Annotated in this window: 21 protein-coding genes; 5 read left to right on the top strand and 16 right to left on the bottom strand. The window is 73.6% G+C overall.

Translation table 11 applies throughout. From position 1 onward, the window contains the following. Nucleotides 1-20 precede the first annotated feature (20 nt). Nucleotides 21-1,619, top strand: coding sequence for an apolipoprotein N-acyltransferase (lnt, locus tag ACZ462_RS27860; protein WP_467805238.1), 1,599 nt, complete (start codon nt 21-23; stop codon nt 1,617-1,619). Here lnt and ACZ462_RS27855 read toward each other — a convergent pair. Beyond that, complete coding sequence (locus ACZ462_RS27855; protein WP_467805237.1) at nt 1,564-2,469, bottom strand: Gfo/Idh/MocA family protein; 906 nt, start codon at nt 2,467-2,469, stop codon at nt 1,564-1,566. The two genes, lnt and ACZ462_RS27855, sit on opposite strands and share 56 nt — an antisense overlap. Nucleotides 2,470-2,552: 83 nt before the next feature. Here ACZ462_RS27855 and ACZ462_RS27850 point away from each other — a divergent pair, with 83 nt between their 5' ends. Both ACZ462_RS27850 and ACZ462_RS27845 read left to right on the top strand, forming a co-directional pair. Continuing rightward, the gene (locus ACZ462_RS27850) at nt 2,553-3,077 is read left to right on the top strand and encodes a DinB family protein (protein ID WP_467805236.1); all 525 of its coding nucleotides are present in this window, start codon (nt 2,553-2,555) and stop codon (nt 3,075-3,077) included. A 121-nt stretch (nt 3,078-3,198) separates the two neighbouring features. Next, nucleotides 3,199-3,747, top strand: a complete 549-nt coding sequence (locus tag ACZ462_RS27845; protein WP_467805234.1) for a hypothetical protein — start codon at nt 3,199-3,201, stop codon at nt 3,745-3,747. 94 nt (nt 3,748-3,841) lie between these two features. On the opposite strand, the gene ACZ462_RS27840 is transcribed toward ACZ462_RS27845, so the two are convergent. The 7 genes from ACZ462_RS27840 to ACZ462_RS27810 form a co-directional block, all read right to left on the bottom strand. After that, entirely contained in the window at nt 3,842-4,357 is a 516-nt protein-coding gene (locus ACZ462_RS27840) for a hypothetical protein (RefSeq protein ID WP_467805233.1), read from the bottom strand. 99 nt (nt 4,358-4,456) lie between these two features. Next, the gene (locus tag ACZ462_RS27835) at nt 4,457-5,125 is read right to left on the bottom strand and encodes a uracil-DNA glycosylase (protein ID WP_467805361.1); all 669 of its coding nucleotides are present in this window, start codon (nt 5,123-5,125) and stop codon (nt 4,457-4,459) included. A 144-nt stretch (nt 5,126-5,269) separates the two neighbouring features. After that, the gene (locus ACZ462_RS27830; RefSeq protein ID WP_467805232.1) at nt 5,270-6,856 is read right to left on the bottom strand and encodes an ABC transporter substrate-binding protein; all 1,587 of its coding nucleotides are present in this window, start codon (nt 6,854-6,856) and stop codon (nt 5,270-5,272) included. A 152-nt stretch (nt 6,857-7,008) separates the two neighbouring features. Further along, entirely contained in the window at nt 7,009-7,770 is a 762-nt protein-coding gene (locus ACZ462_RS27825) for an SDR family oxidoreductase (RefSeq protein WP_467805231.1), read from the bottom strand. Between the two features lie 43 nt (nt 7,771-7,813). Continuing rightward, nucleotides 7,814-8,575 (bottom strand): 3-oxoacyl-ACP reductase FabG, encoded by a 762-nt coding sequence (gene fabG, locus ACZ462_RS27820; protein ID WP_467805230.1) that lies wholly within the window; start codon nt 8,573-8,575, stop codon nt 7,814-7,816. A 142-nt stretch (nt 8,576-8,717) separates the two neighbouring features. Then, nucleotides 8,718-9,101: a DUF3037 domain-containing protein gene (locus tag ACZ462_RS27815; RefSeq protein WP_467805229.1), complete on the bottom strand. Its 384-nt coding sequence runs from the start codon at nt 9,099-9,101 to the stop codon at nt 8,718-8,720. Beyond that, nucleotides 9,098-10,009 (bottom strand): HipA family kinase, encoded by a 912-nt coding sequence (locus ACZ462_RS27810; protein WP_467805228.1) that lies wholly within the window; start codon nt 10,007-10,009, stop codon nt 9,098-9,100. Before ACZ462_RS27810 ends, ACZ462_RS27815 begins: the two co-directional genes overlap by 4 nt. 603 nt (nt 10,010-10,612) lie before the next feature. Between ACZ462_RS27810 and ACZ462_RS27805 the strand changes: the two genes are divergently transcribed. Both ACZ462_RS27805 and ACZ462_RS27800 read left to right on the top strand, forming a co-directional pair. Beyond that, nucleotides 10,613-12,442, top strand: a complete 1,830-nt coding sequence (locus ACZ462_RS27805) for an ATP-binding cassette domain-containing protein (protein WP_467805359.1) — start codon at nt 10,613-10,615, stop codon at nt 12,440-12,442. A gap of 327 nt (nt 12,443-12,769) precedes the next feature. After that, on the top strand, nt 12,770-14,044 hold the full coding sequence (locus tag ACZ462_RS27800) for a DUF1266 domain-containing protein (RefSeq protein ID WP_467805226.1): 1,275 nt from the start codon (nt 12,770-12,772) through the stop codon (nt 14,042-14,044). A gap of 12 nt (nt 14,045-14,056) precedes the next feature. Here the strand turns inward: ACZ462_RS27800 and ACZ462_RS27795 are convergent, their stop codons facing one another. The 8 genes from ACZ462_RS27795 to ACZ462_RS27760 all read right to left on the bottom strand — a co-directional run bounded on the left by ACZ462_RS27795 (nt 14,057) and on the right by ACZ462_RS27760 (nt 26,931). Further along, on the bottom strand, nt 14,057-15,133 hold the full coding sequence (locus tag ACZ462_RS27795; protein ID WP_467805225.1) for a methyltransferase: 1,077 nt from the start codon (nt 15,131-15,133) through the stop codon (nt 14,057-14,059). A 59-nt stretch (nt 15,134-15,192) separates the two neighbouring features. After that, the gene (locus ACZ462_RS27790) at nt 15,193-16,026 is read right to left on the bottom strand and encodes a helix-turn-helix transcriptional regulator (RefSeq protein ID WP_467805224.1); all 834 of its coding nucleotides are present in this window, start codon (nt 16,024-16,026) and stop codon (nt 15,193-15,195) included. Between the two features lie 260 nt (nt 16,027-16,286). Beyond that, nucleotides 16,287-17,543: a protein-glutamine gamma-glutamyltransferase gene (locus tag ACZ462_RS27785; RefSeq protein WP_467805222.1), complete on the bottom strand. Its 1,257-nt coding sequence runs from the start codon at nt 17,541-17,543 to the stop codon at nt 16,287-16,289. A gap of 702 nt (nt 17,544-18,245) precedes the next feature. Further along, a complete protein-coding gene (locus ACZ462_RS27780) occupies nt 18,246-19,802 on the bottom strand; it encodes an RICIN domain-containing protein (RefSeq protein ID WP_467805221.1) in 1,557 nt (518 codons plus the stop codon). Nucleotides 19,803-20,061: 259 nt separating this feature from the next. Continuing rightward, nucleotides 20,062-21,300, bottom strand: coding sequence for a substrate-binding domain-containing protein (locus ACZ462_RS27775; protein WP_467805220.1), 1,239 nt, complete (start codon nt 21,298-21,300; stop codon nt 20,062-20,064). Nucleotides 21,301-21,348: 48 nt separating this feature from the next. Then, on the bottom strand, nt 21,349-22,398 hold the full coding sequence (locus ACZ462_RS27770; RefSeq protein WP_467805219.1) for an ABC transporter permease: 1,050 nt from the start codon (nt 22,396-22,398) through the stop codon (nt 21,349-21,351). After that, nucleotides 22,395-23,960, bottom strand: coding sequence for a sugar ABC transporter ATP-binding protein (locus ACZ462_RS27765; protein ID WP_467805218.1), 1,566 nt, complete (start codon nt 23,958-23,960; stop codon nt 22,395-22,397). Before ACZ462_RS27765 ends, ACZ462_RS27770 begins: the two co-directional genes overlap by 4 nt. A gap of 133 nt (nt 23,961-24,093) precedes the next feature. Then, a complete protein-coding gene (locus ACZ462_RS27760) occupies nt 24,094-26,931 on the bottom strand; it encodes a SpoIIE family protein phosphatase (protein WP_467805217.1) in 2,838 nt (945 codons plus the stop codon). Nucleotides 26,932-26,971 lie beyond the last annotated feature (40 nt).

The following is a 26,971-nucleotide window of genomic DNA, read 5'->3' as shown; positions in this document are numbered from 1 at the left end:
ACTGGAAGCGGAGGCGCGTCATGATCCCGAGGCGTACCCGGTTCGCCCGTGCGGCCGCCGCCGTCGCCGCGGGCGCGCTGCCGTGCCTGGCGTTCCCGGCGCCGGCGCTGTGGTGGTGGGCGTACGCGGCGCTCGTGCCCTGGATGCTGCTGCTGCGCTCGGCGCCGACCGGGCGGCGCGCGGCGCTGGAGGGCTGGCTCGGCGGGGCGGGCTTCATCCTGGCCGTGCACCACTGGCTGCTGCCGAGTCTCCACGTGTTCCTGCTGCCGGTGGCGGCCCTGCTGGGCGTGCTGTGGATCCCATGGGCGCTGCTGGTGCGGGCGCTGCTCGGCGGGGCGCCGGCGGCGGGCCGGGCGGCGGCCGCGCTGTTCATCGTCCCGGCGGGCTGGCTGCTGTCGGAGCTGGTCCGGTCGTGGCAGGGGCTGGGCGGGCCGTGGGGGCTGCTGGGGGCGAGCCAGTGGCAGGTCGGCCCGGCGCTGCGGCTCGCCTCCGTGGGCGGGGTGTGGCTGGTGAGCCTGCTGGTGGTGGCGGTGAACTGTGCGGTGGTGCTGCTGGTCGCCGTTCCGGCGGCGCGGGCGCCGGCCGTGGCGGGGCTCGCGGGGTGCGCGGTGCTGACGGGGGCGGTGTGGATGTGGGCGCCGCGGCCGGAGGTGTCCGGCGGGCTGCGGGTGGCCGTGGTCCAGCCGGGTCTGGTGGCCGACGGGCCCGACAGCGCCGAGCGGCGCTTCGCCGCCGGGGAGCGGCTGACGCGGGCGCTGGCGGGGCGGCCGCTCGACCTGGTGGTGTGGGGGGAGAGCAGCGTCGGGGCGGATCTGTCGGCGCGCCCGGACCTGGCCCGGCGGCTGGCCGCCCTGTCCGCGGCGGTGGGGGCGCCGGTCCTGGTGAACGTCGACGCCCGGCGGCCCGCCGAGGCCGGTGCGGGCGCCGGGACGGCCGCTGCGCCCGGCGGGGGCGGTGGGGAGGGCATCTTCAAGAGTTCGGTGCTCGTCGGCCCGGACGGCCCGACCGGCGACCGGTACGACAAGATGCGCCTGGTCCCCTTCGGGGAGTACGTGCCGGCCCGGCCCCTGCTCGGCTGGGCGACATCGGTCGGCAGGGCTGCGGGCGAGGACCGCCGGCGCGGAGCGGCCCCGGTGGTGATGGAGCTGCCGGGCGGGTCGGGGGTGCGCATCGGCCCGCTGGTGTGCTTCGAGTCGGCGTTCCCCGACATGGGCCGGCACCTGGTGCGCGAGGGGGCCGGCCTGCTGGTCGCCCAGTCGGCCACGTCCACCTTCCAGGAGAGCTGGGCGCCCGCGCAGCACGCCTCGCTCGCCGCGCTGCGGTCCGCGGAGACCGGCCGCCCCGTCGTGCACGCCACGCTCACCGGGATCACCGCGGTCCACGGCCCGTCGGGCGAGCCGGTCGGCCCGCGGCTGCCGGTCTCCGCGAGCACTGCCGAGGTGTACGAGGTCCCCCTCGCCGGGGGCGCCACGGCCTACGTCCGCTTCGGGGACTGGGCCGTGGCCGCCTCCGTACTGCTTCTGGCCGGCTGGGTGGCGGGCGCCGGGGTGCGGGCGCTGCGGCTCAGGAGGCCTGCTCCTGGGCCGAGCGCACCACCCGCTCGCACAGCTCGTGGGTGAGCAGCGCATCCCGCGCGCTGAGCACCTTCCCGGCGGCCACGGCTTCGAGGAAGGCGTCGACGGCCTGCTCGATGCCGCGCTGGCGGGCGACCGGCACCCAGTCCCCGCGGCGGCGCACGGTCGGCTGGCCGCGGTGGTCGATGACCTCGGCGAGGTTGAGGACCTGCCGCTTGGTGTCCTGCCCTGACACCTCCAGGACCTCCTCGGGCGATCCGGAGCGGCGGTTCATGATGCCGAGGGCGGTGAAGGCGGGGCCGGACATCTGCAGGACGAGGTGGTGGACCAGCCCGTCGCGCACGTGGGCGCGCACGTCGATGCGGTCGGTCTCGCCGGGCGCCAGGAAGCGCAGGGTGTCGACGACGTGGATGAAGTCGTCGAGGACGAGGGTCCGCGGGTCCTCGGGAAGCCCCACCCTGTTCTTCTGCATGACGATCAGCTCGCGCGGATGGTCGGCGCACTGCACGTAGCCGGGGGCGTGGCGGCGGTTGAAGCCGACGGCGAGGCCGACGCCGCGCGCCTCGGCGAGCTCGACCAGCCTGCGGGACTCCGCCAGCTCGTAGGCGAGCGGCTTGTCCACGTACGTCGGGACGCCGGCCTCCAGCAGCCGGGCGACGATCTCGGGGTGGGCGGAGGTCGGGGCGTGCACGAACGCCGCGTCGAGGCCCTCGGCCAGCAGCCCGTCGAGCCCGGTGTGGCGGTGCGCGGCGGGGATCCGGTGTGTGTCGCCGACGAGCTCCAGGGTGGCGGGGGTCCTGGTCTGGAGGTGCAGCTCCAGACCGGGGCGGGCGGAGAGGACGGGCAGGTACGCCTTGCGGGCGATGTCGCCGAGTCCGATGACGCCGACCTTCACCGTGCACCTCCGTGTCGTGCCCTGTCCGATCCCCGCAGCTTAATCGCTGGTGGTGGGGCTCGCGTTGGCCCAGGATGGCCGCCATGACGACGACACCGGGATCTTCCCGCACCGAACCCCCCACCTGCGCCGGCGAACGCGAGATGCTGGAGGGCTGGCTGGACTACCACCGGGCCACCCTGGCCTGGAAGTGCGAGGGCCTCGCCGAGGAGGACCTGCGCAGGGCGCCCCTCCCGCCCTCCGAGCTGTCCCTGATGGGCCTGGTGCGGCACATGGCGGAGGTGGAGCGGTACTGGTTCCGGGAGATCATGCTCGGCGAGGACCTGCCCGACCTCTACGTCACCCGCGAGGACCGGGACGGGGACTTCCACTTCACGGCGGAGGACACCTGGGCGGACGCGGAGCGGGTGTGGCGCACGGAGGTCGAGGAGGCCCGCAAGGCCGCGGCGGGCCGCGCCCTGGACCTGGTGTCGAAGGCCGACAGCCACCACCGGGGCGAGGTGTTCAGCCTGCGCTGGGTCTACACGCACATGATCGAGGAGTACGCGCGCCACAACGGGCACGCGGACCTGCTGCGGGAGCAGCTCGACGGCGCCACCGGCGACTGACGTCCGGCGTCGCGGAACGGGTGTCCGACTGGCGGTGTCCGGCTGACGTGCGTCACCCGTGCGGGGTCATTTCCGGCTCCCGGTTTTCACAACGGGGTCCTCGCACAGCAGAGTTGCGCGAGTGCATCCAACCCGAACCACGACGAAACTGCTGCTGTCGGTGGCCTGCGCCGTCTCGGCCGTGTCCGGCTGTATGAACGTGACGCCCGCCCCGATGCAGCCCGCCGGCGCCCCGGGGACGGCCGGCACGCCGCCCCGGCACGAGCCGACCGGCCCGTCGGGCCCCGTGGAGGTCCAGGCGCCCGCGCTGGAGGCCCTCAAGGCGGTGCCGGGGCAGCCCGCGCACCCGACGGCCTCCGGCACCGGCTCCGGTCCCGCGGTGGCGGCCGCGGCGGAGCCCGCCGCGGCCCCCGCGGGGGCGCCTCCCGGAAGGGCCGCGCCGCCCGTCCCGGACATCCCGGAGCCGCTGCCGCCCGGGAAGGCCGGCAGGCCCGACCAGGGAGGGAAGGCGCCGCGCGACCGCGCGGCGCCGGAGGCGCGGGTGCCGCGCGAGGTCGTGGAGCAGCTGCCCGTCCGCCCGGAGGACGTGTGCGCGTTCGGACGCAGGCACGGCAAGTGGTCGCCGGACAGCCCGGAGGCGCGGATCTGCGGAGCCGTCGAGGGCGGCTGAGAGCCGCTGACGGCGCCCGCCGACGGGCGGCGGGGCGGCCGGGGCGCGCCCCGATGCGGGCGCTGGCGGGCCGTCTGGGGCCCCGTGCGGCCGTTCAGGGGTGCTGGCCGGGGAACGGCAGGGGCCCCTGCCCCGGTTCCCCGGCCAGCCGCCGCTCCAGGCGGCGGATGGCGGCCCGTACGCCGACCCCGTAGCCGTCGTCGGGGAGCGCCCGGGCCGCGGCCCTGGCCCGTTCCAGGTGGAGCCGGGCCTCGGCGGTGCGCTGGAGTTTGGCGTAGTCGGCGGCCAGGCTCAGGTGCAGCGAGGGGTAGAACACGCGGACGGCCGGCGGCGGAACCTCCTGCCGGGGGCGAAGCCCCTCCCGCAGCGCGTCGGCGGCGGTCAGGGCCCGCAGGTCCCAGGCCAGCTCGTCGGCCGGGTCGTCCTGGGCGTCGGCCAGGTAGTGGGCGAGCGTGCACCGGTGCAGGCCGTCGCCGTCCTCGCCGAGCTCGCTCCACAGGGCGCGGAGCCGGTTGCGGGCCTCCTCGCGGTCCCCGGCGTGCAGCAGGATGACCGCCTGGCCGATCCGGGTCATGACGGCGTCCTCCGACGCCTCCTGCTGCTCGGTCACCGCGGCCTCCGGCTTGCTCGCCCTGCCAGACCGGCTCCGGTCTGACCGTCCCGACGCTAACCGGAGGCACCGGCCAGGGGGCCGAGGCGCGGTGGTGGGTCAGCCGAGGTTCGGGATCCGCCAGTCGATCGGCTCATGGCCCTGCGCGGCGACGGCCTCGTTGATCTGGGTGAACGGGCGGGAGCCGAAGAACTTCTTCGCGGACAGCGGGGACGGGTGGGCGCCCTTGACCACGACGTGCCGCTCCAGGTCGATCAGCGGGAGCTTCTTCTGGGCGTAGGCGCCCCACAGGACGAAGACGGCCGGGTCGGGCCGGTCGGCGACGGCGCGGATCACCGCGTCGGTGAACTTCTCCCAGCCCTTGCCCTTGTGCGAGTTGGGCTCGCCCTCGCGGACGGTCAGCACCGCGTTCAGCAGGAGGACGCCCTGCTCGGCCCACGGCATCAGGTAGCCGTTGTCCGGGACGGGGAGGTCGAGCTCCGCCTGCATCTCCTTGTAGATGTTGCGCAGGGAGGGCGGCGTCTTCACGCCGGGCAGGACGGAGAAGCACAGGCCGTGCCCCTGGCCCGCGCCGTGGTAGGGGTCCTGGCCCAGGACCAGCACCTTCACCTTCTCGAAGGGAGTGGCCTCCAGTGCCGCGAAGACCTGCTCGCGGGGCGGGTAGACCGGCCCGTTCGCCCGCTCCTCCTCGACGAACTCGGTGAGCTCCTTGAAGTAGGGCTGGTCCAGCTCCCCGCCGAGGACGGGGAGCCAGGACTCGGGCAGCATCTGGGTCACGGCGACAACCTCCGGTAGTACAAGTACGCGCAACGCGTGCAACGTCCCCGAACCTACCGGCCGCCACTGACAGTGCTTCACCCGCAGGGGGTCCCGGAGGCCGGTGCGGGCCCCGGGCGCTCCCTGCGGGGCGGATCACCAGCTGGTCTTGCGGTACAGCTCCCACATCTGGAAGACGGTCTGCGGGTCGAGCGCGCGCTCGCCACCCGCGATGTCCTCGCGTGCGGCCACGTACAGCTTGCCCTGCCACAGGGGCAGCAGGCGGACGTCCTCGGCGAAGATCTGCTGGGCCTGCTCGAACTGCGGGATGCCGGCCGCGCGGTCGCCCTCGCGGCGGGACTTCGGGAGCAGGTCGGTCAGGATCTGCGCGGGCTCGTACGGGGTGCCGACCGCGTTCTCCTTGCCGACGAACGGGGCGATGAAGTTGTCGGGGTCCGGGAAGTCGGGGAACCAGCCTCGGCCGAAGACGGGGTACTGGCCGCTCTTGTAGCCCTCCTGGAAGGCCTTCCAGGGCTGGCCGCGCAGGGTGACCTTGAACAGGCCGCTCTCGTCGAGCTGGCGCTTGATCTCGGTGAACTCGTCCGCGGTGGATGCGCCGTAGCGGTCGGTGGTGTACCAGAAGGTCAGCTCGACAGGCTGGGTGATGCCCGCGTCCTTGAGGATCTTCTTGGCCTTGGCCACGTCGGCCTGGCCGTACTTGTCGTAGAAGGGCGTCTTGTGGCCCACGACGCCCTTGGGGACCATCGAGTACAGCGGCTCGGCGGTGCCCTGGTAGACCTTGGAGACGAGCATGCCGCGGTCGATGACCTGGGCGATCGCCTGGCGGACGGCCGGCTTGGCGACGTTGGGGTCGTCCTTGGGGTTGAAGACCAGGTACCGGATCTCGGAGCCGACGTTCTCGACGACCTGGACTCCCTGGGCGTGGGCCGCGGGGTCCTGGAGCTCCCTGACCTGGGCGGCGGAGAGGCCTCGGTACGTGGCGTCGATCTCCTTCGCCTTGAGGGCGGAGATCATCTGGCCGGCGTCCGCGAAGTAGCGGATGGTGACCCCGTTGTTGCGGCGGTTCGCGAAGCCGTTGTAGGTGGCGTTCCCGGTCAGGACGGCCTCGCTGCCCTCCTTGTACGACTCCAGGACGTACGGGCCGGAGCCGGTGACCTTGCCGTCCTCGCGGACCTTGTCGGCGGGGTACACGCCGGGCGCGACCAGCGAGGCGGCGGGCGAGCCGAGGACGAAGGGGAAGGTGGCGTCCGGGGTCTTCAGGTGGAAGACGACCGTCTGCGCGTCTGGGGTCTCGATCCGGTCGAGGCTGCCGAAGAGGTCCTTCGGGCCGACCTTGGAGCCGATGGTCCGGATCCGGTCGAGGGAGTGCTTGACGGCCTTCGCGTCGAGCGCCTCGCCGTTGGAGAACTTCAGCCCCTTGCGCAGGGTGCAGCGGTAGGACTCGTTCGCGGAGTCGGTGAACTCGCAGTTCTGCGCGGCGTCGGGCTGGGGCTTGGCGGAGCCCGTGGGGAACGCCAGGAGGGTCTGGTAGACGTTGCGGTAGAGCTCCCAGGAGCCGTCCCAGGCCGCGGCGGGATCGAGGGTGGTGGGGGCGCTCGTCGTGCCGACGGTGATCTTCTTTTCGGCGTCTTTGCTGTCGTCCGAAAGCAGACCGCATCCGGCGAGCAGGGATATGGACGCAACGGCCGCAGTGATCTGCAGGCTTCTGGTCCGGTTGAACACGTGCACGCTCCTCGATCAGCCAGGGGTGCGGCAGACCCTACCGCAGTGCGGCACAAATCCAATGGGCAGGTTTAGTGCGCCGCTTGACCGATTTAGCACCTGTTCGATACGTATTTGCCTCCCGTCAGGAGGCAAATACGTCCGATTATCGGTCAGTGAACTCCGGCATTGAGGAACATTCCCCCGTCGACGACCAGCGTTTGACCGGTGATCCATTCCGCTTGCGCAGACGTGAGGAAAGCCGCAGCTCCGCCGATGTCGGCCGGAACGCCCAGCCGCCCCAGCGGGTAGGCGGCCGCGGCCTCCGCCTCCCGGTTCTCGTAGAGCGCCTGCGCGAACCTGGTCTTGACCACGGCGGGGGCGATCGCGTTGACGCGGACGCCCGGCGCCATCTCGTGCGCGAGCTGGAGCGTCAGGTTGATCATGGCCGCCTTGCTCATGCCGTACGCCCCGATGAAGGGCGAGGCCGAGACGCCGGCGATGGAGGCGATGTTCACGATCACGCCGCCGTGCTCCTTCTGCCAGGCGTGCCAGGTCCGCTGGGCGAAGCCGAGCGCCGAGACGACGTTCGTCTCGAAGACCTTCCGCGCGACCCCCAGGTCGAGGTCCGCGATCGGGCCGAAGACGGGGTTCGTGCCCGCGTTGTTGATCAGGAAGTCCACACGCCCGAACGCCTCCATCGTGCGCTCGACCGCGACGGCCTGGTGGGCCTCGTCGTGTGCCTTCCCGGCCACACCGATCACCCGGTCCGCCCCGAGCGCCTCGACGGCCTCCTTCAGCGCCTCCTCGTTGCGGCCCGTGATGCACACCCGGTCGCCCCGGGCCACGAGCGCCTCGGCGATGCCGCGGCCGATGCCCCGGCTCGCGCCGGTGATCAGCGCGACCCTGCCGCTGTCCGTTCCCTCGTACGCCATCGCCTCTCCCCTGCCTCTCTCCGCCTGCCTCCCGACGCCGCCGTCAGCCGAGCGGGCCGCCGGCCACGTACAGGACCTGGCCGGAGACGAAGCCCGCGGCGTCCCCCGTGAAGAAGGCGATCGCGTGGGCGACGTCCTCCGGGCGCCCGACGCGCTGGACCGGGATCTGGGTGGCGGCCGTCGCCTGGAACTCCTCGAAGCCCATGCCGACGCGGGCGGCCGTCTGGGCCGTCATGTCGGTGGCGATGAAGCCGGGCGCGACCGCGTTCGCGGTGATGCCGAACTTGCCGAGCTCGATGGCGAGGGTCTTGGTCAGGCCCTGGAGGCCCGCCTTGGCGGCGGAGTAGTTGGCCTGGCCCCGGTTGCCGAGCGCCGAGCTGCTGGAGAGGTTGACGATACGGCCGAACTGCGCGTCGACCATGTGCTTCTGACAGGCCCTCGACATCAGGAACGCACCGCGCAGGTGCACGTTCATGACGGTGTCCCAGTCGCCCTCGCTCATCTTGAACAGCAGGTTGTCGCGCAGCACGCCCGCGTTGTTGACCAGGATGGTCGGCGCCCCGAGCGTGCTCGCGACGCGCTCGACGGCCGCCTCCACCTGCGCGGCGTCCGAGACGTCGCAGCCGACGGCGACGGCCTTGCCTCCGGCCGCGGTGACGGCCTCGACGGCGTCCTTGCAGGCGGCCTCGTCGAGGTCGAGTACGGCGACCGCACGGCCCTCGGCGGCCAGGCGCACGGCGGTGGCCGCGCCGATGCCCCGGGCCGCCCCGGTCACGATCGCTACGCGCTGCTCGGTGGTGGACATGCTGGATCTCCTCGCCCTTGGAATCCTCTGCGCGGCCGCCCGTGGGTGAGCAACCGCTTAGTAGCCTCAGCTGAGGAGACGCTAGGAGCCCCGGCACCCGGTGTCAACGGCGCCGGGCCCGGGGCCCGCCCGAACGTCCGGATCAGCGCACCAGCAGGTCGAGCAGGCGTTCCACCTCGGCCTCCGGATCCGCCGTCAGGCCCGTGTGCACCGGCCCCGGTTGCACCACCGTGCTGCGCGGCGCGATCAGCCAGCGGAAGCGGCGCCCCGCGTCGTCGCCTGCGGCCTGGCCGGCCTGCTCGCCGCCGCTGCACACGCCCTCGACGCCGCGCAGGGCCGCCCGTACGCCGGTCACGTCGGCGCCGGGGTCCAGGGCGAGGAGCTTGGCCTCGTCGAGGTGGGTGCGGGCGGCGACGTACGAGCGCGCCCTGCAGTAGACGATCACCCCGGCGTTGAAGCACTCGCCGCGCTCCATCCGGGGCACCACGCGCACCAGCGCGTATTCGAAGACGTCCCGCCCGGTCACTCGTCGCCGCTCTTCCGCTCGCTGCCGTCCTGCCCGCTGCGCCCGTCCGGGCCGCCCTGGCCGCCGCTCCGGCCCCCGGCCCCGCCGGTCTTGTGGGGCCACTCCGGCAGGTGGTCCGTCAGCCAGCCCGGCGGCTTCTGCGGCGCCTTCGCCTCGGGCACCATCGAGATCCGCTCGTGGACGCCCGCCGCCCGCGGCAGCAGCGCCTCCACGTAGGCGCGCCGGACGGCGCCGGCGGAGTCGAAGCCCGGCTCGCCGACGAGCCATTCGTCGGGCACGTCCGCGGCGACCTCGGTCAGCAGCTCCTCGGTGACCAGCGGGGCGAGTTCCGCGGCGGCCGCCGCGATGTCCGGGCCCACCGGGGCGAGCGCGTGGTCGGAGGCGTTGTACGGCTTGTCCGCGGCCGCGGCGGCGGTCGGCCAGTTGTGGTGCCAGATCATCGTGGCGCCGTGGTCGATGAGCCACAGGTCGCCGTGCCACACCAGCATGTTGGGGTTGCGCCAGGACCGGTCGACGTTGTTGACGAGGGCGTCGAACCAGACGACGCGCCCCGCCTCGACGGGGTCGACCCGGTACGCGAGCGGGTCGAAGCCGATCGAGCCGGGCAGGTAGTCCATCCCGAGGTTCAGTCCGCCGCTGGCCTTCAGCAGCTCCTGCACCTCCTGGTCGGGCTCGCCGAGCCCGATGACGGGGTCGAGCTGCATCTGCACCAGCCGCGGCACGCGCAGCCCGAGCCGCTGCGCCAGCCGCCCGCAGACGACCTCGGCGACCAGCGTCTTGCGCCCCTGGCCGGCCCCGGTGAACTTCATGACGTACGTGCCGAGATCGTCGGCCTCGACGATCCCCGGGAGCGATCCGCCCTCACGCAGGGGCGTGACATAGCGGGTCGCTACGACCTCTTCCAACACTTTCCCAGGCCACCCATCTCTTCAGCCTCACCGGTCAGCGGCGCCGGGGAGAATCCGGGGAGTCTCGGCCGACGGGCCGGTCATCCCCGCTCCCCCGCAGACCGTCGATGGTGCGCGCCCCTTGCTGCCGGCTTCCGGCGTGAAGTGAGCATAGTAACCGAGCGTGATCGGCGGCGACGAGTGTGCGGGCCGCAGAGCCAGGGTCACGATGCCCGGATGAGCAACTGCCCGGGTGCGGGCCACGAGCTGGGCCCGAGTCGCCACGGGTGCCGACGCGCCCGCCTCGGCACCCGTGGCGGCGCCGTCGGCGTTTCGGCCACCCCCCCTCCCCCTCAGCCCCGTTGCGGGAGGCGGGTCGATGCATCCCTCACGCTCCCCTGGCCGCGCCATCCCGGGGTTTCACGGCCGACCGAAATACACACGTTCGATATTCCGGCTGGCTCGTTGAGCCTCGCGAACCGGCCCCGACCACGAGAGCAGGGGGACAGCTTGACCGTGGACAGCACATCCGGACAGGCGAGTACAGACGAGACCGAGGGAACACACCCGGAGAACACGAGCTCCGCGCAGGAGGAGGAGTTCCGGTTCCGGGACGAATCCCGGCTGCGGGCCGGCGAGCAGATGACGACCGCCACGATGGCACGGCGCCTGCCCTCGTTGGTGCGGCGGTCGCTGGCCATGGCCTGGCAGGTGGACCGGACCGCGACGGCCGGCCTGCTGGCGTGCCAGGTCGGCTCCGGCGTGCTGGCCGCCCTGGGCCTGTTCGCCGTCACGGGGACACTCACCGCTCTGATCGCCTCCGGTGACATCACGGAGCGGCTGCGGGAGGCGGCTCCGCAGCTGGCCGTCATCGCCGCGGCCGCCGGTCTGCGTGCCCTGCTGGGGATCACTGTGACGTGGCTGACCGGCCGGCTCCGCCCCGTGCTCGCCCGGGCTGCGGAGGTGAGCATGGTCGAGGCGGCGCTCGGCGCGGAGGCGGCGGCGAACAACAGGCCCGGCTACAACGACTCCTACGACATCGCCGACCGCGGCGCCCAGGTCACCCCCGACCTCGTGGAGGAGGCCCAGGACGTGCTGGCCGCCACCGCGACCCTCGTCGCCGGAGCGGCCGTCCTCGCCGTGATCCACCCCCTTCTCCTTCCCCTGCTGCTCCTGGCGTGCCTACCGCAGGCCGCCGCGTACGTGCGGGCGGCGCGCGTGGTGTACCTGGCGGGGCTGGAGACGTCGGGGCGCCGGCGGATGCTGCACAAGCTGCGGTGGCACATGTCCTACATGGAGTCCAGCGAGGAGATGCGGGCCTGCCTGGCCGGCCCGTTCCTCCTGGGCCGCTACCGGCGTCTCGCCGCGTCGGTCAACGCCGCCGAGCGCAAGGCCGCGGGCACCGGGGCCTGGATGGGCCTGGTCGGGGCGGCGGCCGGCGGAGTCGCGTCGGCGGCGGTCTGGGCGACGCTGCTGTGGCTCCTGGTCTCCGGCCGGATGGACCTGGCGGCGGGGGGCGGCGCGGTCTTCGCCCTGCAGACGGCGACCAGCTCCGTGCGGGGCATCATCAACGGCGGGGCCCGGCTGGTGCGGACCGGCTGGTACGTGCAGGACTGGCAGAACTTCCTCGACAACGCCCACGGGCAGGCCATGGCGGCCTCGCGCGGTGCGGAGCTGCTGCCGGCGGCGCCGGAGCGGTTCGAGGTCCGCGAAGTGACGTACCGGTACGACGGCGCGGAGAAGGACAGCCTCATCGGGGTGTCGGTGCAGGTGCGGCGCGGGGAGATCGTGGCGCTGGTCGGGGAGAACGGGTCGGGCAAGACGACGCTGTCCCGGTTGATCTGCGGTCTGCTGCTGCCGACCGCCGGGGAAGTCGCCTGGGACCATGCGACCACCGCGCGGCTGGAGCCGTGGGAGGCGTGGCGATACGTTGCGCTCGCCCCGCAGAGGTTCACCTACCTGCCGCTCACCCTCCGCGACAACATCACCCTCGGGCAGGGCGACACCAGCGACAGCGCCCTCCTGGCAGCCTGCGAGGCGTCCGGGGCCGCGGGCATGCTGCCCGAGCTGCGGTCCGGGCTCGACACCCTCCTGACGAGCGAGTGGTTCGGCGGCCACCAACTGTCCGGCGGGCAGTGGCAGCGCGTCGTCCTGACCCGGGCGTTCCACCGGCAGGCCGCCCTGCTCGTGATGGACGAGCCCACGGCCGCCCTCGACGCCCGCGCTGAGCACCATGTCTTCACCGGCCTGCGGCAGTTGGCCAAAGACCGCGCCGTCCTCCTGATCACGCACCGGCTGGCCAATGTCGCCGTCGCCGACCGGATCGTCGTCCTCGACCGGGGGCGCCTCGTGCAGGTGGGTACGTACGAACAGCTCACCCGCGAACCCGGGCTGTTCCGGACGCTGTGGGAGCTCGAGCAGCGCACGGGTCACGAGGTGAACCGTCCCGCCTGACGCCGGGCCGCCCCAGCCGGCAACGGCTGGGGCGGCTGCCCCGTCCCGCGTACCCGCTGCCTTGCCGAAAGGGCTCCCGACGGCCGAAGAACCCACCGCCGCGCCCGGCTCCGCCCCCACGCGCCTGCCGCCGCCCGAGAGGGAACCTCGTGACCGCCACTGCATCGACCGCGAGCTCGGCTGGCTGCCTGAGGGCCGCCCGGCCGACCCCGGCGAACCCCTCCCGGCCCGCTCCCCGCGCGAGGCCCGGCAGAGGGGGTAGCGGCCCGCGCTCGCCGACGGGGCCGGCGTGCCGGCTGTGGCGGGCCGGCCCTTAGGGTTTTCCCCATGAGTCTGGCAGCGGGTCACGAGGAAGGAGCCCTGCCCAATCCGGCGGCATCGGCGCAGGGATGGCAGGCACCGAGCGCGGTCGAGCGGGGGCTGTACGAGGCGAAGGCGCGCGGCGACTGGCCCGCGTACTACGACCTCGTCGCCCGCGCGGACCTGTACATGATGCAGTCGATGGCGTACGTCGACGCGAGCGCGGGCGGCACCCGCTTCCACCCGTACTGGAACCCGCAGACCCAGAGCATGTGCCTGGCCGTCTACACCGGCGGCATGCTGCCGCCGCCGGTCGCCGACCCGGTCTACAACTGCTACGACCTGGGCTGGTTCGCGGAAGTGTGGCAGCAGGACGACCCGCCCTACCTCGTCGTCAACCCCGGCAGCCCCTGCGAGGGCGTCCTGCCGGCCGGGCCGCAGGGGCGCGCCCTGTGGCAGCGTCACTCCGCCCCGGTCGAACGGCCGGGGCTGGCCCAGGACGTCGTCCACACCCTGGAGGTGGGCGGCCCCCGCACCGGTCCCGTCGCCTTCGGCCTCGCGGTCGGCGCGCACATCAACGTGCGCAACGGGCGCTACTGGAATTCGATGGCCTACCACGGCTGCGGCTACCGCGACGAGAAGCGCATGCTGGAACGCTGGTGGGGCGTCACCACCCGTGCGGAGTGGCAGGAGACGCAGGAACTGCTGCTGCGCGCCGGGATGGTCAGCGGATCGTGGGAGTTCGTCCTGCAACTCCGCCGTTCCATGGCCCTGGACTTCGCGGGCCCCGTCGACATCGACCACTGGCGCCGGGCCGCGGTGAACGTGGTGCGCCGGCGGGCCGAGGGCGCCGCCGAGCCCCGCCTGAGTGCGGACGGCGTCACCCCGGGCAGCACCGTCAGCGCGGAGGAGCTGGAGGGGCAGGTGGCCGGTCTCAAGCGGCTGATCGGCCGTATCGCCCGCTACGAGGCGCGGTTCCGGGCCGACGGCCTGCTGCCCGAGGGGGGGTTCGTGCGGAGCGTCGAGGCCTGGGACTACGGGCGGGCCTCGGGCATGGCCCGCTGGGGGCTCGCCGCCCGGCTGTGCTCGCTGCAGGAGGCGGAGGCGGCCGTGGTCCGGGCCGGGCGCCTGGTGCAGGTCAACTACCGCTCGTGGGAGGACTTCTCGGCCGCCTACGTCCTGGGCCGCTGCCTCCACTTCGACGAGGAGGAGTTCGGCGAGTGGTACGAGACGGTCCTGGCGACCCACCGCGTCCTGACCGCGGACCCGGCCAGCCCGTGGCGCACGCTCGACTGGAAGTGAGGGTCCCCCGTCTCAGCGCGGCGGTTCGGCGCCGGCAGGAACCCCGTGGGCCACGGCCTCGATCAGGGAGTACGGGGCGGCGCCGGCGAGCTCGGTGACCGACGTGACGCGCAGGGCCGCCCGGCGGCACACCTCCTCGAAGTCCGCGCGGGTGCGCTCCCTGCCGCCGATGTTCACCATCATGTTGAGGTCGCTCAGGTAGGTGCCCTCGTCCTGCGTGCCGACGGCCTCGGGCAGTACGGGCTCCACGATCAGAACGGTGCCTCCGGACGGCAGTGCCCGGCGGCAGTGGCGCAGGATCGCAACCGCTTGGGCGTCCGTCCAGTCGTGCAGGATGCTCTTGACGAGGTACACGTCCGAGCCGTGCGGGACCGATCGGAAGAAGTCCCCGGCGGTGAGGGAGCAGCGGTCCCGCAGCCCGTGCCGCGCCAGTGTCCCCGCCGCGTCCGCGAGTCCGTCGGCCGTGTCGAAGACCACGCCGGTGAGGTGCGGGTGCGCGTCGAGGACGGCGGCCAGGAGGGTGCCGTTGCCTCCGCCGACGTCCGTGACCGAGGTGGACCGGCTGAAGTCGAAGGCTCTCGGCAGGACGGCGGCGGTCTCGGAGGTGGCCTGGCTCATGGCCGTGTTGAAGTCCGCGGAGAGTTCGGGGTGTCGGGCGAGATGGCTGAAGAAGTCGGTGCCGAAGACGGAGTCGAACGCGGTTTCTCCCGTACGGACGCTGTGGTCCAGGTGCTCCCAGGCGCGCACGATCGCCGGATCGGTGAAGGTGCGGACGAACGACGTGAGGGAGTCGGGGTGGGCGGGGTCGAGGAGCGCGCCCGCCGGGGTCACCGAGAACGTGTCGGGGGCGTCCTCCGTGAGGAGGCCGAGGGCGGTCAGGGCGCGCAGCAGGCGGATCATGGGCTGGTGCGCGGTTCCGGCTGCGGCGGCCACCTGGGCGGCCGTAGCCGGCCGGTCGCCGATGAATCGGGCGACCTCCAGGCGGGCTGCCGCGCGCAGGGTGTGCGCGGCCATGCTCCCGAACGTGAGGCGGACGACGAGCTCCCGTCCTGCCGCTGTCTGTGCTGCCCGGGCCTTGGTGTTCGTCACTGGTGTGTGTCTCCTTCGTTCGGATCGGCCGATCACCGGCACGGCCGGGGAGGGGCCCGTCAGGGTTGGGTGGACGCGGTCAGGCCGGCCAGTGCACGGGGTGTGCAGCCGACGAGGGCCTGGATGTCGCGGTGGAGATGGGGCTGGTCGGCGTATCCGCAGGCCATGGCGACGTCGTCGGCGCGTTCGCTGGCGAGGAGAGCCCGGGCGGCGTGGTCGAAGCGGACCAGCATGGCGGCGCGCTTGGGGGTCAGGCCGACCTGGGCGCTGAACCTGGCCCAGAGCCGCTTGCGGCTCCATCCGCAGGACGCGGCGAGGTCGCCGACGCGTACGCGGCCCCGGCCGGCGACGATGGCGTGCCAGGCGGCGGCGACCTCGGCTGCCATGGGCGGGGCCTGTGCGGCCCGCCGTCTGAGGAATCCGTCGGTGAGCGCGAGGCGTTCCTGCCAGGAGGCGGTGTCGGCCAACTGCTCGCGCAGCAGCCGGGCGGGCCGCCCCCACAGGTCGTCGAGCCCGGTGATGGAGCCGTCCAGTTCGCGTGGGGGGACGCCCAGCAGGGCGTAGGCGGCCGGCGGTGGCAACGCCACCTCGACGCATTCGACGCCGTCGGCGCGGATGCGGGCCGGACGTGGTGACAGGGAGGCGACGAGGCCTGGCAGTGACCGGTGTCCGGAGGCGCTCTCCACCGTGATCGGGCCGGTGCCCAGCCCGATGACGACGATCACGACGGGTTGGGGCAGTACCCGCATGTCCAGCCTGCCGCCGGTGCGGTCCCGGTACCCGGCCATCCGCACGCCGTCGAGGGAGGTTCCGTGCGGGAGGCGGGCGACCTCCCAGCGGGGGTGGGCGGTGCGGCGCTGCTGGGGTGCGTCCCCGGTGTCGTCTCTGGGCATGGCTCCAGGTTCGCCGGGTCGCGGGCGCTTGTCTTGGACGAAAGTTCCGCGGCGGGGCGGCGCAGGGGGCCGGTGCGAACGCCGGGTCCTGACGCAGGCGGCCGGCCGTGCGGTCCCAGGGGAGGCCTCTGGGCCGCACGGCCGGCGGGCGGTGGTCCCGTGGACCGGTGCCGTGTGGGACTGTCGTGCGCACAGCGGCCTGCCGCGGCGGACGGGCCCCGGCCGGCGGCGCCCGGAGTGCCCGGTCCGGCCGCAGGTTCTTACGGCCAGCCCTGCTTCACCTTGGCCGGAGCGGTGTTCCAGCTCTTGGGTATGAAGGTGATGACGTAGGTTCCGCGGTCGAAGTCGGTGTATCCGGCGGACCAGCTGCGGAATTTGCTCTCGTAGACCTGCATGGGACCCATGCCGCCTCCCGGCGAGTGGTAGTGGTTGGCGTGGGTCCATATGGTGTTGTCAGGGTTGGTTTCCTTCTGGTCCCCGAACCAGCCGTAGTCGAAGTTGACGTAGCTTTTGCCGGGCTTGGCGGGGCTGCGTGAGGTGTTCCGGTCCTTCGACATGTCGACCAGGCCGGTGGCCCGCTCGGGGCGGAAGGCGTCGGGGTCGCCGTACTTCCTCTTGTCGGCGTGGCTCCAGGGGTCCTGCCCGCTCCAGAAGTGCTTCGAGTAGATGACGGCCTTCATCTTGGAGGGGTCGCGGTCGCCCCCGCTGCTGTCCCAGAAGGACGGGGTGTTCCGCAGAGCCGCGTAGAAGTCGGAGCGGCTGTCCGCGCCGGCGAGAGCGTCGTTCTTCCTTGTGAGCTCCGCCTTGAGGTTGGTCAGGTAGGTATTCTCGTCGTGGGAGTTTTCCAGGGCCTTGTTCATGACGGCTGCCACATCACGGGCGCGGTTGAATCCCTTTGCCTCGTCGAAGCTCTGCTTGGCGATGCGCCCCTCGAACTCGGCCCGCGTCTCGCCCGGTCGGGGGCTGGTGTTCTCCATGGCGTTCTTGTACTTGTCCTCGTCGAAGGACGCGAAGGCCAGTTTGTTCGTCGGATAGGGGCCTGAATTGACCCAGGTGACGCCGACGCACCCGTAGGAGAGCTGTTCTCGCTGCCGTTCGGTCATCTGCCGCGCCTGCCCGTTGCGGTGGCTGTAGACCTGCTGCCACTTGCGAATGTAGTTGCTGATGCCGGTGGTGGCCCTGTCCCCGTGGGCGCGGTATGCGTCGGGCATCCGGTCCAGGGGCTCTGCGGGCGGAGTCACCCTGCCGCCGGCGGAGGGCAGGAGGGACTCGGCGGCGTTCGGCAGGCCCTCCCCCGGGGTCTTGTCCGGCCGGCCCAGGTCCAGAGCCCTCTCGTTCAGTGCGTTGATGAGCCTGATGTCATCCGCCGTCAGGCCGTTCGCCTCGGCGTAGGAGCCCTTCCCGTCGCTGCGCACGGGGGCGGCGCCGGCCGCCTGGCTGACGGAGGGGGCGAGGCCAGCGGTGCACAGCACTATGCCCGCGGTGGTGAGGGCAAGAAATCCAGAGCGTTTATCCATGGCAGTCCGAGGTTCCTTTGCGGTGAAAACGCGTATGACGGGGCGTGAAATTCGCGCGCGGCGACAGAAAGGAGGCGCCCGAGCCGACGGGTCGTCAGGCCGCGCCAGAAGTGATCATGTCCCGGCGTCGATTGCCCGACAACACGGCGGCTACAGAATCGGCCAGCCGCCCGATGGGGTGGTATTCGGTCATGCGGGAGCCTGCCGGCCGCCGGTACGTGCGGCGGCCGGCTCTCCCGCCTCCTCCCGCACGGTCCCCGCGGCGTCACCGGTGCCGGCTGCCTGGAAAGGTCCGTGAAATGGTGCGGGGCGGCGCCCGGCCGGGCCGGGGAATGCCATGCGCCGGCGGGGAAACGGGTCCGCGGGAAGTCCGGCCCAGGCGTGGGGGGTTCGCGTCGGGGCGCCGACTGCGCGCTGTGGAGGACCGCGCGGTCTTCGCCACTCCCCTCTTCGAGCCCCGGTCGGTGCACCGCCCGTTCCGGCTCCGTCACGGGCCGTCGTCATCCGGAGAACGGCCGGTAACGCCCGCTCGGGGCGGCGGCCCTGGCGACGGGCGGCGGTCCCGGCGTCCAGCCGCTACCGCCGCATCCGTCGTGCAGCGGTCGAAGCGATGACCGCATGCATGGGTGGTGCGAATGACCACATGTCAGGGAGACCGGCCTGCGAGGGAGGAGCGTGCGCGACGGGTCCGTGCGGGGGGCGTCAGGGCATGGCCACCCAGGACTGGGAGTTCGCGGGGCTCGCCTGCCTCAGGGTGGCAAGGGCACCCGAGGAGACGCCCTGGGTGTCGAGGGAGCTCCCGATAACCGGCAGGGTGAACCGCCACGTACCGTTGGCCTTGGTGGCATTCCACGCCTTGTAGGGCGGATTCTGCGAGACGGGCCTGGCGGTGACGGCCGTCTGGCTGTTCTGCTGCGCGGTCAGGACGAAGGGGGTGGAGCAGCCGTCGGTGATCGTGACCGTGCCGTCCCCGTTGGCGTCCACCTTCCAGCGCTGCTGGGGCCGGGTGGTGTCGACAGCGGTGAGGTAGGCGTTGGAGCCGTCGAAGGGGATGGAGCAGCCGTTGGCGTGCTCCAGTGCCAGCCCGCTGCCGTTGGTGAGGGTGTGGTACTTGCCGTCGCCGACGATGCTGGGGCCGTAGTCGACGGCGTGCTTGAGCAGTTTGTCGAGCACGGGTCCGGTGGTGGCGAGCGGCGGATAGGCGGCCGGCCGGGCGTTGAAGTACTGCGCGAAGGTGGACGGCCGCTTCCGGGCGAGTAGGTCGAGGGTCCTGTCCCAGCCGGCGTCGTGGTAGTGGCTCAGGTCGATCAGCGAGCCGGCCACGTTGCCCTGGACGGTGTCCCCGACGCCCCAGCCGTTGCCGTAGGCGAGGGGGATGCTGTTTCCGTCGTTGAAGACGAAGCGCGGCGGGGACTCGGCGCTGATGTACGTGGAGACCGCGTCGGCGAAGCCCTCGGTCCACGCACAGGTGTCGGAGCTGGCGGCGTGGACGTAGTGCGGCGTGCAGTTGGTGACGGCGGGGTAGGTGCGCCCGTAGAGCACCCACATGAAGAAGTGGCCCAGCTCGTGCAGGGTGACGTGCTGGGAGTCCGGGTCGGCGCCGGACAGCTGGACGACACCGTCGTCGGCGTTGAAGCCGGTCTCCCTGTACTCCTCGCCCCAGCGGATGGTGGCGCCGGTGCAGGCGCTGTCGTCCGTCTCCCTGGCGGCCCAGCAGCGGCTCACATCGTTGGTGCGGGTGATGTACAGGTCGAAGACGGTGTCGAAGGCGTGCCAGGCCCGCGAGACGGCCGCGGGGACCTTGACGACGCCGAGGTCCGCGCTGCTCGCGATGTCGGTGCGGGAAGGGGTGTCGAAGCTGTGGACGCGCCCCGAGTTGTCGGTGACCTTCCACAGGTTCAGGTACTGCGCGTTGAACCGCACCCACGCGGCGCTCATCGTGGTGGTCGTGGTGGGCGTGTAGCAGAGGTGGAAGCCACCGTTGTCGGTCGCGGTGAACCCGGAGGCGAGCGGGCGCGGGGCGTCGGTCGGCTTCTCGTTGCCCCAGAGTTCGACCCCGGCGGTTCGGACCCGCTTGGAGCGGAGGGGTTTGGAGGGTCCTTCCTCGGCGTTGAGGAAGTCGTACTCCAGTGCACCGCTGAGACAGATCGGGGTCGCCGCCCTCGCAGAGGCGGCGGTGAGCGGGACGAGGGCCGTAGCGAGGAGCAGGGCCGCGACCAGGGCGGCGAAGGGGCGCGGTGTGTACCGGCGCAGGATCATCCGGTGCCTTTCCTGAGGCCGGGGGCTCGGGAGTGACCGACGACGGCACAGGCCGGCCGGGCGGTGGACGCGCGGTCACGACTCCGATGCCGGCTGTCGGTCACTCCTGGTGACGGTTTCATGATCAAAGAGGGGATGCCTCGGACGGCAGGGCGTACGGAAGACCCCAGGGGGCGCGCAGGAGCGCATCCGGTTCCGCGGACCGCGCCTCAACCCCCACCGCGCAGACCCCGTGCCACGCTGCCCTCATCGCCGCGGGTCAACGCGCCTCAGCAGACGGCTTCGTGGCGTACGTGCCGAGATCGTCGTCCTCGACCATGCCGGGCAGTGAGCCGCGCGGGGCGCCTCGCCAGATCCGCTCGTACGCGGGGCGGTAGCCCGGGGGGTCCCAGGAGGTGGCGCCGCCGCTGTTGGCCGCCGTGACCACGTGGACCGGGGCGACGTAGCCGCTGGCGGGGCTGCCCGCGAAGGCGCGGTTGAACTCGTCGACGATCTGCCAGCCCTGCTGGGTGAGCGGCTCGGGGACGGTGGCGGCCTGGAACTGCCGGGCGTTGATGCGCTGGAAGGCGGACGGGTCCCCGTCTCCGGCGCCGATGTTGAGCGGCGGCCCGGTGCCCGGGCGGCCCGCGGCGCGGAACGCCGGGGCGGCGTCGGCGAAGTACAGGTCGTTGATGGCGACCGAGTACGTCCAGTCGCCGCCGAAGCGGGACAGCAGGGAGGAGACCTCCTGCGGGGTGCGCCTGCTGGCGTCCGGGATCGGGATGTTCTCGTACGACAGCAGCCGCACGCCGGGGCAGGCGGCGAGCTGCCGCCTGATCAGCCCGGCCTTGTTCCGGGCGAAGGGGATCGAGTCGTCCGTGAAGAGGACGACGCCGGCGCGGCCTCCGGAGCCGGCGATGATCCAGTCCGCGCTGATCCGGGCGACGTCGGCCACCTCAGTGGTGACGTTGGTGAAGAGCCCCGGGTCGGTGCTCGGGCCTGGGGCGTCCACCGCGTGCCAGCCGACGAGCGGGATGCCGGCGGCCTCGGCCCGGGCGAGCTGCTGCGAGGTCAGGCGCGGGTCGAAGCCGCCGATGACGATGCCCGACGGTTTCAGGGTGACCGCCTGGCTGAGTGCGGCCTGGATGCCGGCCGGTGTGCCCTCGCCGTCGATGACCCGGACCCGCCAGCCGATGGTCGCGGCGGCCTGCCTCACGCCGTCGGCGACTCCGGCGACGCCCGGGTTGGTCATGGTCTGCGCGACGTACACGAGGGTCTTGCCGGGGACGGCGCGGGGACCGGTGGTGGGACCGTTCCAGGAGGTGTCGGTGCGCTCGGCGCGCCGTACGGCATCCTGCGCCGCGCGCTGGACGCCGGGGCAGCCTCCGGCGCCCGGCGCGGCGGTGGCGGTGCGGTCGGCCGGGCCGCCGGAGGGGCCGCTGCCGCAGCCCGCGGCGGCGAGCGCCGCCGCCCACAGGGCTGCGGCCGCGAGGGCGGTCGTCTTGCGGTGGGGGTGCACGGTGCTCCTGGTACGGGTCGGGCGGCGGGGCGGGGGCGGGCGGCGGCGTCAGGGGGCGGCGGGGGCGGCAGGGGCGTCCCGGCCGCCGGGCGGGGCCCCGGGGTCCGGCCTGGGGCGCAGGCGCCGACGGGCGGCGTAGCCGGCGAGCCCCACGGCCAGCAGGAGCGTTCCGCCGTTGAAGAGGGGGGTGGCCCAGAACCGGGCGCCGAGCTGGCCGATCCCGGCGAGGCCGACGGCGAGGAGGGCGACGGCGACGAGCGTGCCGAGGGCGTTGGCCCGGCCGGGCCGGATCGTGGTGGAGCCGAGCAGGGCGCCGACGAAGGCGGGCAGCAGGTAGTCGAGGCCGACGCTCGGGTTGCCGGTCTGCTGCTGGGCGGCGAGGAGGACGCCGGCGATGCCGACGACCAGCCCGGATCCGGTGAAGGCGTGGACGGAGTGGCGGCGGACGGGAATGCCGATGGCCTCGGCGGCGCGGGGGTTTGAGCCGATGACGTACAGGTAGCGGCCGAGCGGCAGCCGTTCGAGGAGCACCCACAGGGCGGCGGTGGCGGCGAGGACGTAGTAGGCGGGTACGGGCAGGCCGAGGAGCCGGGCGTCGTAGAGGCCGGTGAAGGCGGGCGGGAGGCCTTGCGGGCCGGGGACGATCCGGCTGCCGTCGGTGATCAGGCCGGTGAGGGCGTACATGCAGCTGCCGGTGCCGAGGGTGGCGATGAAGGAGTTGATGCGGCCGTATTCGACGACGACGCCGTTGGCGGCGCCGACGAGGGCTCCGCCGAGGACGACGGCGAGGCAGGCGGCCGGCCAGGGCCAGCCGGCGGTGACGATGAGGTGCATGACGAGGACGTGGGCGAGGCCCAGGCCGTAGCCGATGGAGAGGTCGAACCGGCCGGCGGCGATGGTCAGGGTCGCGCCGAGCGCGAGGAGGGCGGGGATGGACTGGTTGGAGAGGAGGGAGGAGACGTTGTCCCGGGTGGGGAAGGTATCCGGCAGGGCGGCGGAGAAGAGCAGGAAGAGGGCGGCGGTGAGGACCGGCAGGCCGTAGCTGCCGAGGAGGTGCCCGGCGCGGTGGCCCGGCGGGTGGCGGCGGGCGGCGGTCACCGGTCGGTCGCGCTTCCGGTGACGGCGGGCATGGCGGAGGCGGTGCGGGTCAGTTCGGCCGCGGTGAGGGAGGCGCCGGCGAGTTCGGCGGCGACGGCTCCGCGGACGAACACCAGGGCGCGCCGGCACAGGTCGGCGACCTCTTCGAAGTCGCTGGAGACCAGGAGCACGGCGAGGCCCGCGTCGAGGGCGTCGTCGAGGAGCCGGTGGATGGCGGCCTTGGCGCCGACGTCCACGCTCGCGGTGGGCTCCTCCAGGACCAGCAGGCGCTGCCGCCCGTGCAGCCAGCGGCCGACGACGACCTTCTGCTGGTTGCCGCCGGAGAGGGCGGCGATGGGCGCCTCGCTGTCGCGGGGGCGCACGGCGAACCGGCGGATCAGGGCGGCGGCCTCGGCACGTTCGCGCCGGCCGCCGGTCCACCGCCAGGCGGGGACGCCGTTGGCGCGCGGGTTGGCGAGCAGGTTCTCCCGGACGGTCAGGTCGGCGGCGCAGCCCTCCTCCTGGCGGTTGCCGGCGACGAACCCGACACCGGCGGCGACGGCTTCGGCGACGGTGCGGGGGCGGTGCGGGCGGCCGGCGAGCAGGGCGCGGCCGCCGAGGATCGGGAGGGCTCCGGCGAGGGCCCGGCCGAGGTGCAGGTGGCCGGCGCCGGTGAGGCCGACGAGTCCGAGGACGTCCCCGGCGTGCAGTTCGAGGCTGACGGGGCGGGTGCGTTCGGTGGTGATGTCTTCCAGTACCAGGAGGGGCAGGCGGACGGCGGCCGGGGCCGCGGCGGGGCGGCGGGGGCGGCGCGGGGCGGCCGGTGCGCTGCCCGCGATGTCGTGGACGAGGCGGGCGGGGCCGTACGGGGCGAGGGGGCCGTGGCTGACGACGCGGCCGTCGCGGAGTACGGCGAAGGTGTCGGCCACCCGGTAGACCTCGTCGAGGCGGTGGCTGACGTACAGGATGCCGTGTCCGCGGTCGCGCAGTGCGTGCAGGACGGCGAAGAGGTGCGTGCAGTCGGCGGCGGGGAGGGTGGCGGTGGGCTCGTCGAGGACGATCAGTTCGCTGCGGCGTGCCAGGGCGCGGGCGATCGCGACGAGGGAACGCTCGGCGGGGGCGAGGCCGGTGACAGGGGCGTCGGGGTCGAGGTGCCCGGAGACGGACCGCAGTGCGTCGGCGCAGCGCTCCCGGGTGCGGTGCCAGGAGATCAGGCCGTGCCGGCGCGGGTAGCCGGTGCCGAGCGCGATGTTCTCGGCGACGGTCATCCACTCGACGAGGCCGAGGTCCTGGTGGATGAAGGCCATGCGGGCGGAGGCGGCCGCCGAGCCGAGGGGGTGTCCGGCGACCGTGGCCTCCCCCGCGTCGGCGTGGTGGATCCCGGCGAGGATCTTGATGAGGGTGGACTTGCCGGCTCCGTTGGGGCCGAGCAGGGCGAGGACGCTGCCGCGGTGGAGGTCGAGGTCGACGCCGTCCAGGGCGAGGGTGCCGCCGAACCGCTTGCCGAGGCCGCGTATCCGGACGAGCGGCGGCTCGGCGGGGGGCCGGGGCGGGTTCTTCGGGGTGTCGGAAGGGTCATGCACGGACGTCTCCGGGGCCGCCTGGCGGGTTCGTGATCCGGATGCTACTGGTGACCACCCACCCTTATCCGACATGTCGCCCCCCGCTGTGGTCCCAATGGGTCAGCGGGCGGGGCGGGCGCCTCCGCGGGCCGGCTCACGCGGCGTCCAGGGCGCATTCGGCCCAGATCACCTTGCCGCGGGGGGTGTAGCGGGTGCCCCAGGCCTGGGAGAGCTGCGCGACGAGGAACAGGCCGCGCCCGCCCTCGTCGGTGCTTGCGGCGCGGCGCAGGTGGGGGGCGGTGCTGCTGCCGTCGGAGACCTCGCAGATGAGGGTGCGGTCGTGGATCATGCGGACCCGGATGGGCTCGCCGCCGTAGCGGACGGCGTTGGTGACGAGTTCGCTGAGCAGCAGCTCGACGGCGAACGCCGGCTCCTCCAGGCCCCACGCGGCGAGTGTGCGGGTGGCGGCGGCCCTGATCTCGCCGACGCGGGCCGGGTCGGCCGGGACGTCCCAGGCGGCCATCCGCTCGGCGGGCAGGGTGCGGATGCGCGCGGCGAGCAGGGCGATGTCGTCCTCGGGGTGGGCGGGTGCGACGGCGTCGACGACCGAGCGGCAGGTGTCCTCGGGGGTGCGGCCGGGGTGGGCGAGGGCGCGGCGCAGGTCTTCGAGGGCGTCGTCGATGTCGCGGTGGCGGTCCTCGACGAGTCCGTCGGTGTAGAGGACGAGGGTGCTGCCCTCGGGCAGGTCGATCTCGGCCGGCTCGAAGGGCAGTCCTCCGAGGCCGAGGGGCGGACCGGCGGGCAGTTCGGGGAAGGCGACGGAGCCGTCGGGTCGGACCACCGCAGGCGGGAGGTGCCCGGCGCGGGCCATGGTGCATGCGCGGGTGGTGGGGTCGTAGATGACGTACAGGCAGGTGGCTCCGACGATGCCGGTGCTGCCCGGGTCGCTCTCGCCGCCCTCTTCCCGGTCCAGGCGGACCAGGAGGTTGTCGAGGTGGGTGAGGAGTTCGTCGGGGGCCAGTTCGAGTTCGGCGAAGTTGCGGGCGGCTGTGCGCAGCCGGCCCATGGTGGCGGCGGCGTGCAGCCCGTGGCCGACGACGTCGCCGACGAGGAGGGCGACGCGGGTGCCGGAGAGGGGGATGACGTCGAACCAGTCGCCGCCGACTCCGGATTCGGCGGGCAGGTAGCGGTGGGCGACCTCGACGGCGCCCTGCTCGGGAAGGCGGTGCGGGAGCAGGCTGCGCTGGAGGGCGAGCGCCAGGGTGCGCTCGCGGGTGTACTGGCGGGCGTTGTCCATGCACAGGGCGGCGCGGTCGCAGAGCTCCTTGGCGAGCCAGGCGTCGTCGTCCGCGAAGGGGGTGGGGTCCTCGGACCGGTAGAAGGCGGCCACGCCGAGGAGGCTCCCCCGGGCGAGCAGGGGGACGGCGATGACGGAATGCGCGGGGCGGCCGCCGAGGGCGGCGGCGGGGTGGGGGCCGCGGAGCCGTCCGCCGGCGGTGAGGCCGGTTTCGACGACGGCCCTGCCTTCGGCCAGGCAGCGCAGGTGGGGGGTCCCGGGGCGCAGCTCGACGGGGCTGCCCTCGGGGTGGAAGGCGCTGTCGTCGCGGATGCCGTGGACGGCGGTGCGCTGCAAGGCGGTGGCGGCGTCCGCGGCCTTCTCGCCGCGCAGGACCGCTTCGGGTACGTCGACGGTGACGTGGTCGGCGAGGCCCGGGACGGCGGCCTCGGCCAGCTCGCGGGCGGTGCGGCGGACGTCGAGGGTGGTCCCGATGCGGGCGCCGGCCTCGGCCAGGAGTTCCAGGCGGCGGCGTGCGGCGAGGGCGTACCGGCCGACTTCCGGTTCGCCGACGAGTACGAGCCGGCGACGCGGGCCGTCGGGGCGGTCGCCGTCGGGGGTGGCGCCCTCGGCGGCGGCGCGTGCGGCAGGCGGGGCGGGCATGGCCGGAGGTGCAGGTGTTGCGCGCGGGGCCTGCGGGGTGGGCGGGGCCTGCGGGGTGGGCGGGGTGGCGGGGGGCGCCGCCGCCGTCCCGGAGAGCGCCGTGGAGTGCCGGGCGGCCGCTTCGCCGTCGGCGAGGACGGCTTCGACGGCGATGCCCTCGATTCCGGTGCCGCTGGTGACGGGGCGGCTGAGGAGGGTGGCCCGGCGGCCGTGGAGGAGGGTGACCTCGACGGCCGCCCGCTGGGTCGAGGAGATCAGCTCGGCGGCCCGCTCCTTGAGGACGGCCTCGTCGCGCGGGTCCAGCGCGGTGCCGGACGTGTCGGCCGCCGGGTGGGGGCCGGCGTAGGCGAACGCCCCGTCGGCTCCGGGCGGCCGCCCGTCCGCGCCGGCGCGCGCCCGCGTGTCGAGGTAGCTGCGCAGTAGGGCGCGCTCCCGCTGCGAGGCCTGCTCGGTCAGCCGGCGCTCGATGGACTCGGCCGCGCGCCGGATCAGGGCGGTCAGCGCCGGGTCCTCGCAGCTGCGCGGGTAGCCGAAGCAGAGGACGCCCTCGACGAGGCCGTTGAGCCGGTTGCGGACGGGGACGGCGCAGCAGGCGTTCGACTGGGAGCGCTCGGCGAAGTGCTCGGCGCCGTAGACCTGGACCAGGCGGCGCTCGGCGAGGGCGAGGCCTATGCCGTTGGTGCCCGCGAAGCGCTCGGCGAAGACGAAGCCGGGCACGGTCTGGATGGGCGGCAGGCTGCGGGCGAGCCCGGGTTCGCCGAAGCGGCGCTGGAGGACGGTCCCGGCCGCGTCGGCGAGGGAGACGTTCATCCGGCTCCCGGCGAAGCGGGCGGCGAGCCGGTCGAGGACGGGCCCGGCGGCGCGGACGAGCCGGCTGTCGGGGTCGAAGTCGTCGCGGTACGGGAGCTCGGTCTGGTCCGGGGAGAGGCCGAGGAGCCGGCAGCGCTCCCAGGAGTGCAGGATCGGGCTCCGCACGCCCGCCCCGACCGGCTCGCCCAGAAGGAACCGCTCACGGGAGCGTACGGGGCTGATCGGCTCTCCCGCGACCCCCATCTGCACCACTTCCCTCGCACCGGTGCGGCGAGAACGGACA

The organism is Streptomyces sp. NPDC031121 (genome assembly GCF_055570615.1).
The sequence above is the reverse complement of the archived record's forward strand: the minus strand, read 5'-3'. Positions and strand labels throughout refer to the sequence as shown.

Excerpts from the sequence above, each read along its gene's own strand:
- ACZ462_RS27790 (WP_467805224.1), bottom strand. The coding sequence starts at position 16,026 with ATGCCCAGAGACGACACCGGGGACGCACCCCAGCAGCGCCGCACCGCC.
- ACZ462_RS27850 (WP_467805236.1), top strand. The coding sequence starts at position 2,553 with ATGACGACGACACCGGGATCTTCCCGCACCGAACCCCCCACCTGCGCC.
- ACZ462_RS27835 (WP_467805361.1), bottom strand. The coding sequence starts at position 5,125 with ATGCTGCCCGAGTCCTGGCTCCCCGTCCTCGGCGGGGAGCTGGACCAG.
- ACZ462_RS27825 (WP_467805231.1), bottom strand. The coding sequence starts at position 7,770 with ATGGCGTACGAGGGAACGGACAGCGGCAGGGTCGCGCTGATCACCGGC.
- ACZ462_RS27785 (WP_467805222.1), bottom strand. The coding sequence starts at position 17,543 with ATGGATAAACGCTCTGGATTTCTTGCCCTCACCACCGCGGGCATAGTG.
- lnt (WP_467805238.1), top strand. The coding sequence starts at position 21 with ATGATCCCGAGGCGTACCCGGTTCGCCCGTGCGGCCGCCGCCGTCGCC.
- ACZ462_RS27760 (WP_467805217.1), bottom strand. The coding sequence starts at position 26,931 with ATGGGGGTCGCGGGAGAGCCGATCAGCCCCGTACGCTCCCGTGAGCGG.
- fabG (WP_467805230.1), bottom strand. The coding sequence starts at position 8,575 with ATGTCCACCACCGAGCAGCGCGTAGCGATCGTGACCGGGGCGGCCCGG.
- ACZ462_RS27800 (WP_467805226.1), top strand. The coding sequence starts at position 12,770 with ATGAGTCTGGCAGCGGGTCACGAGGAAGGAGCCCTGCCCAATCCGGCG.
- ACZ462_RS27780 (WP_467805221.1), bottom strand. The coding sequence starts at position 19,802 with ATGATCCTGCGCCGGTACACACCGCGCCCCTTCGCCGCCCTGGTCGCG.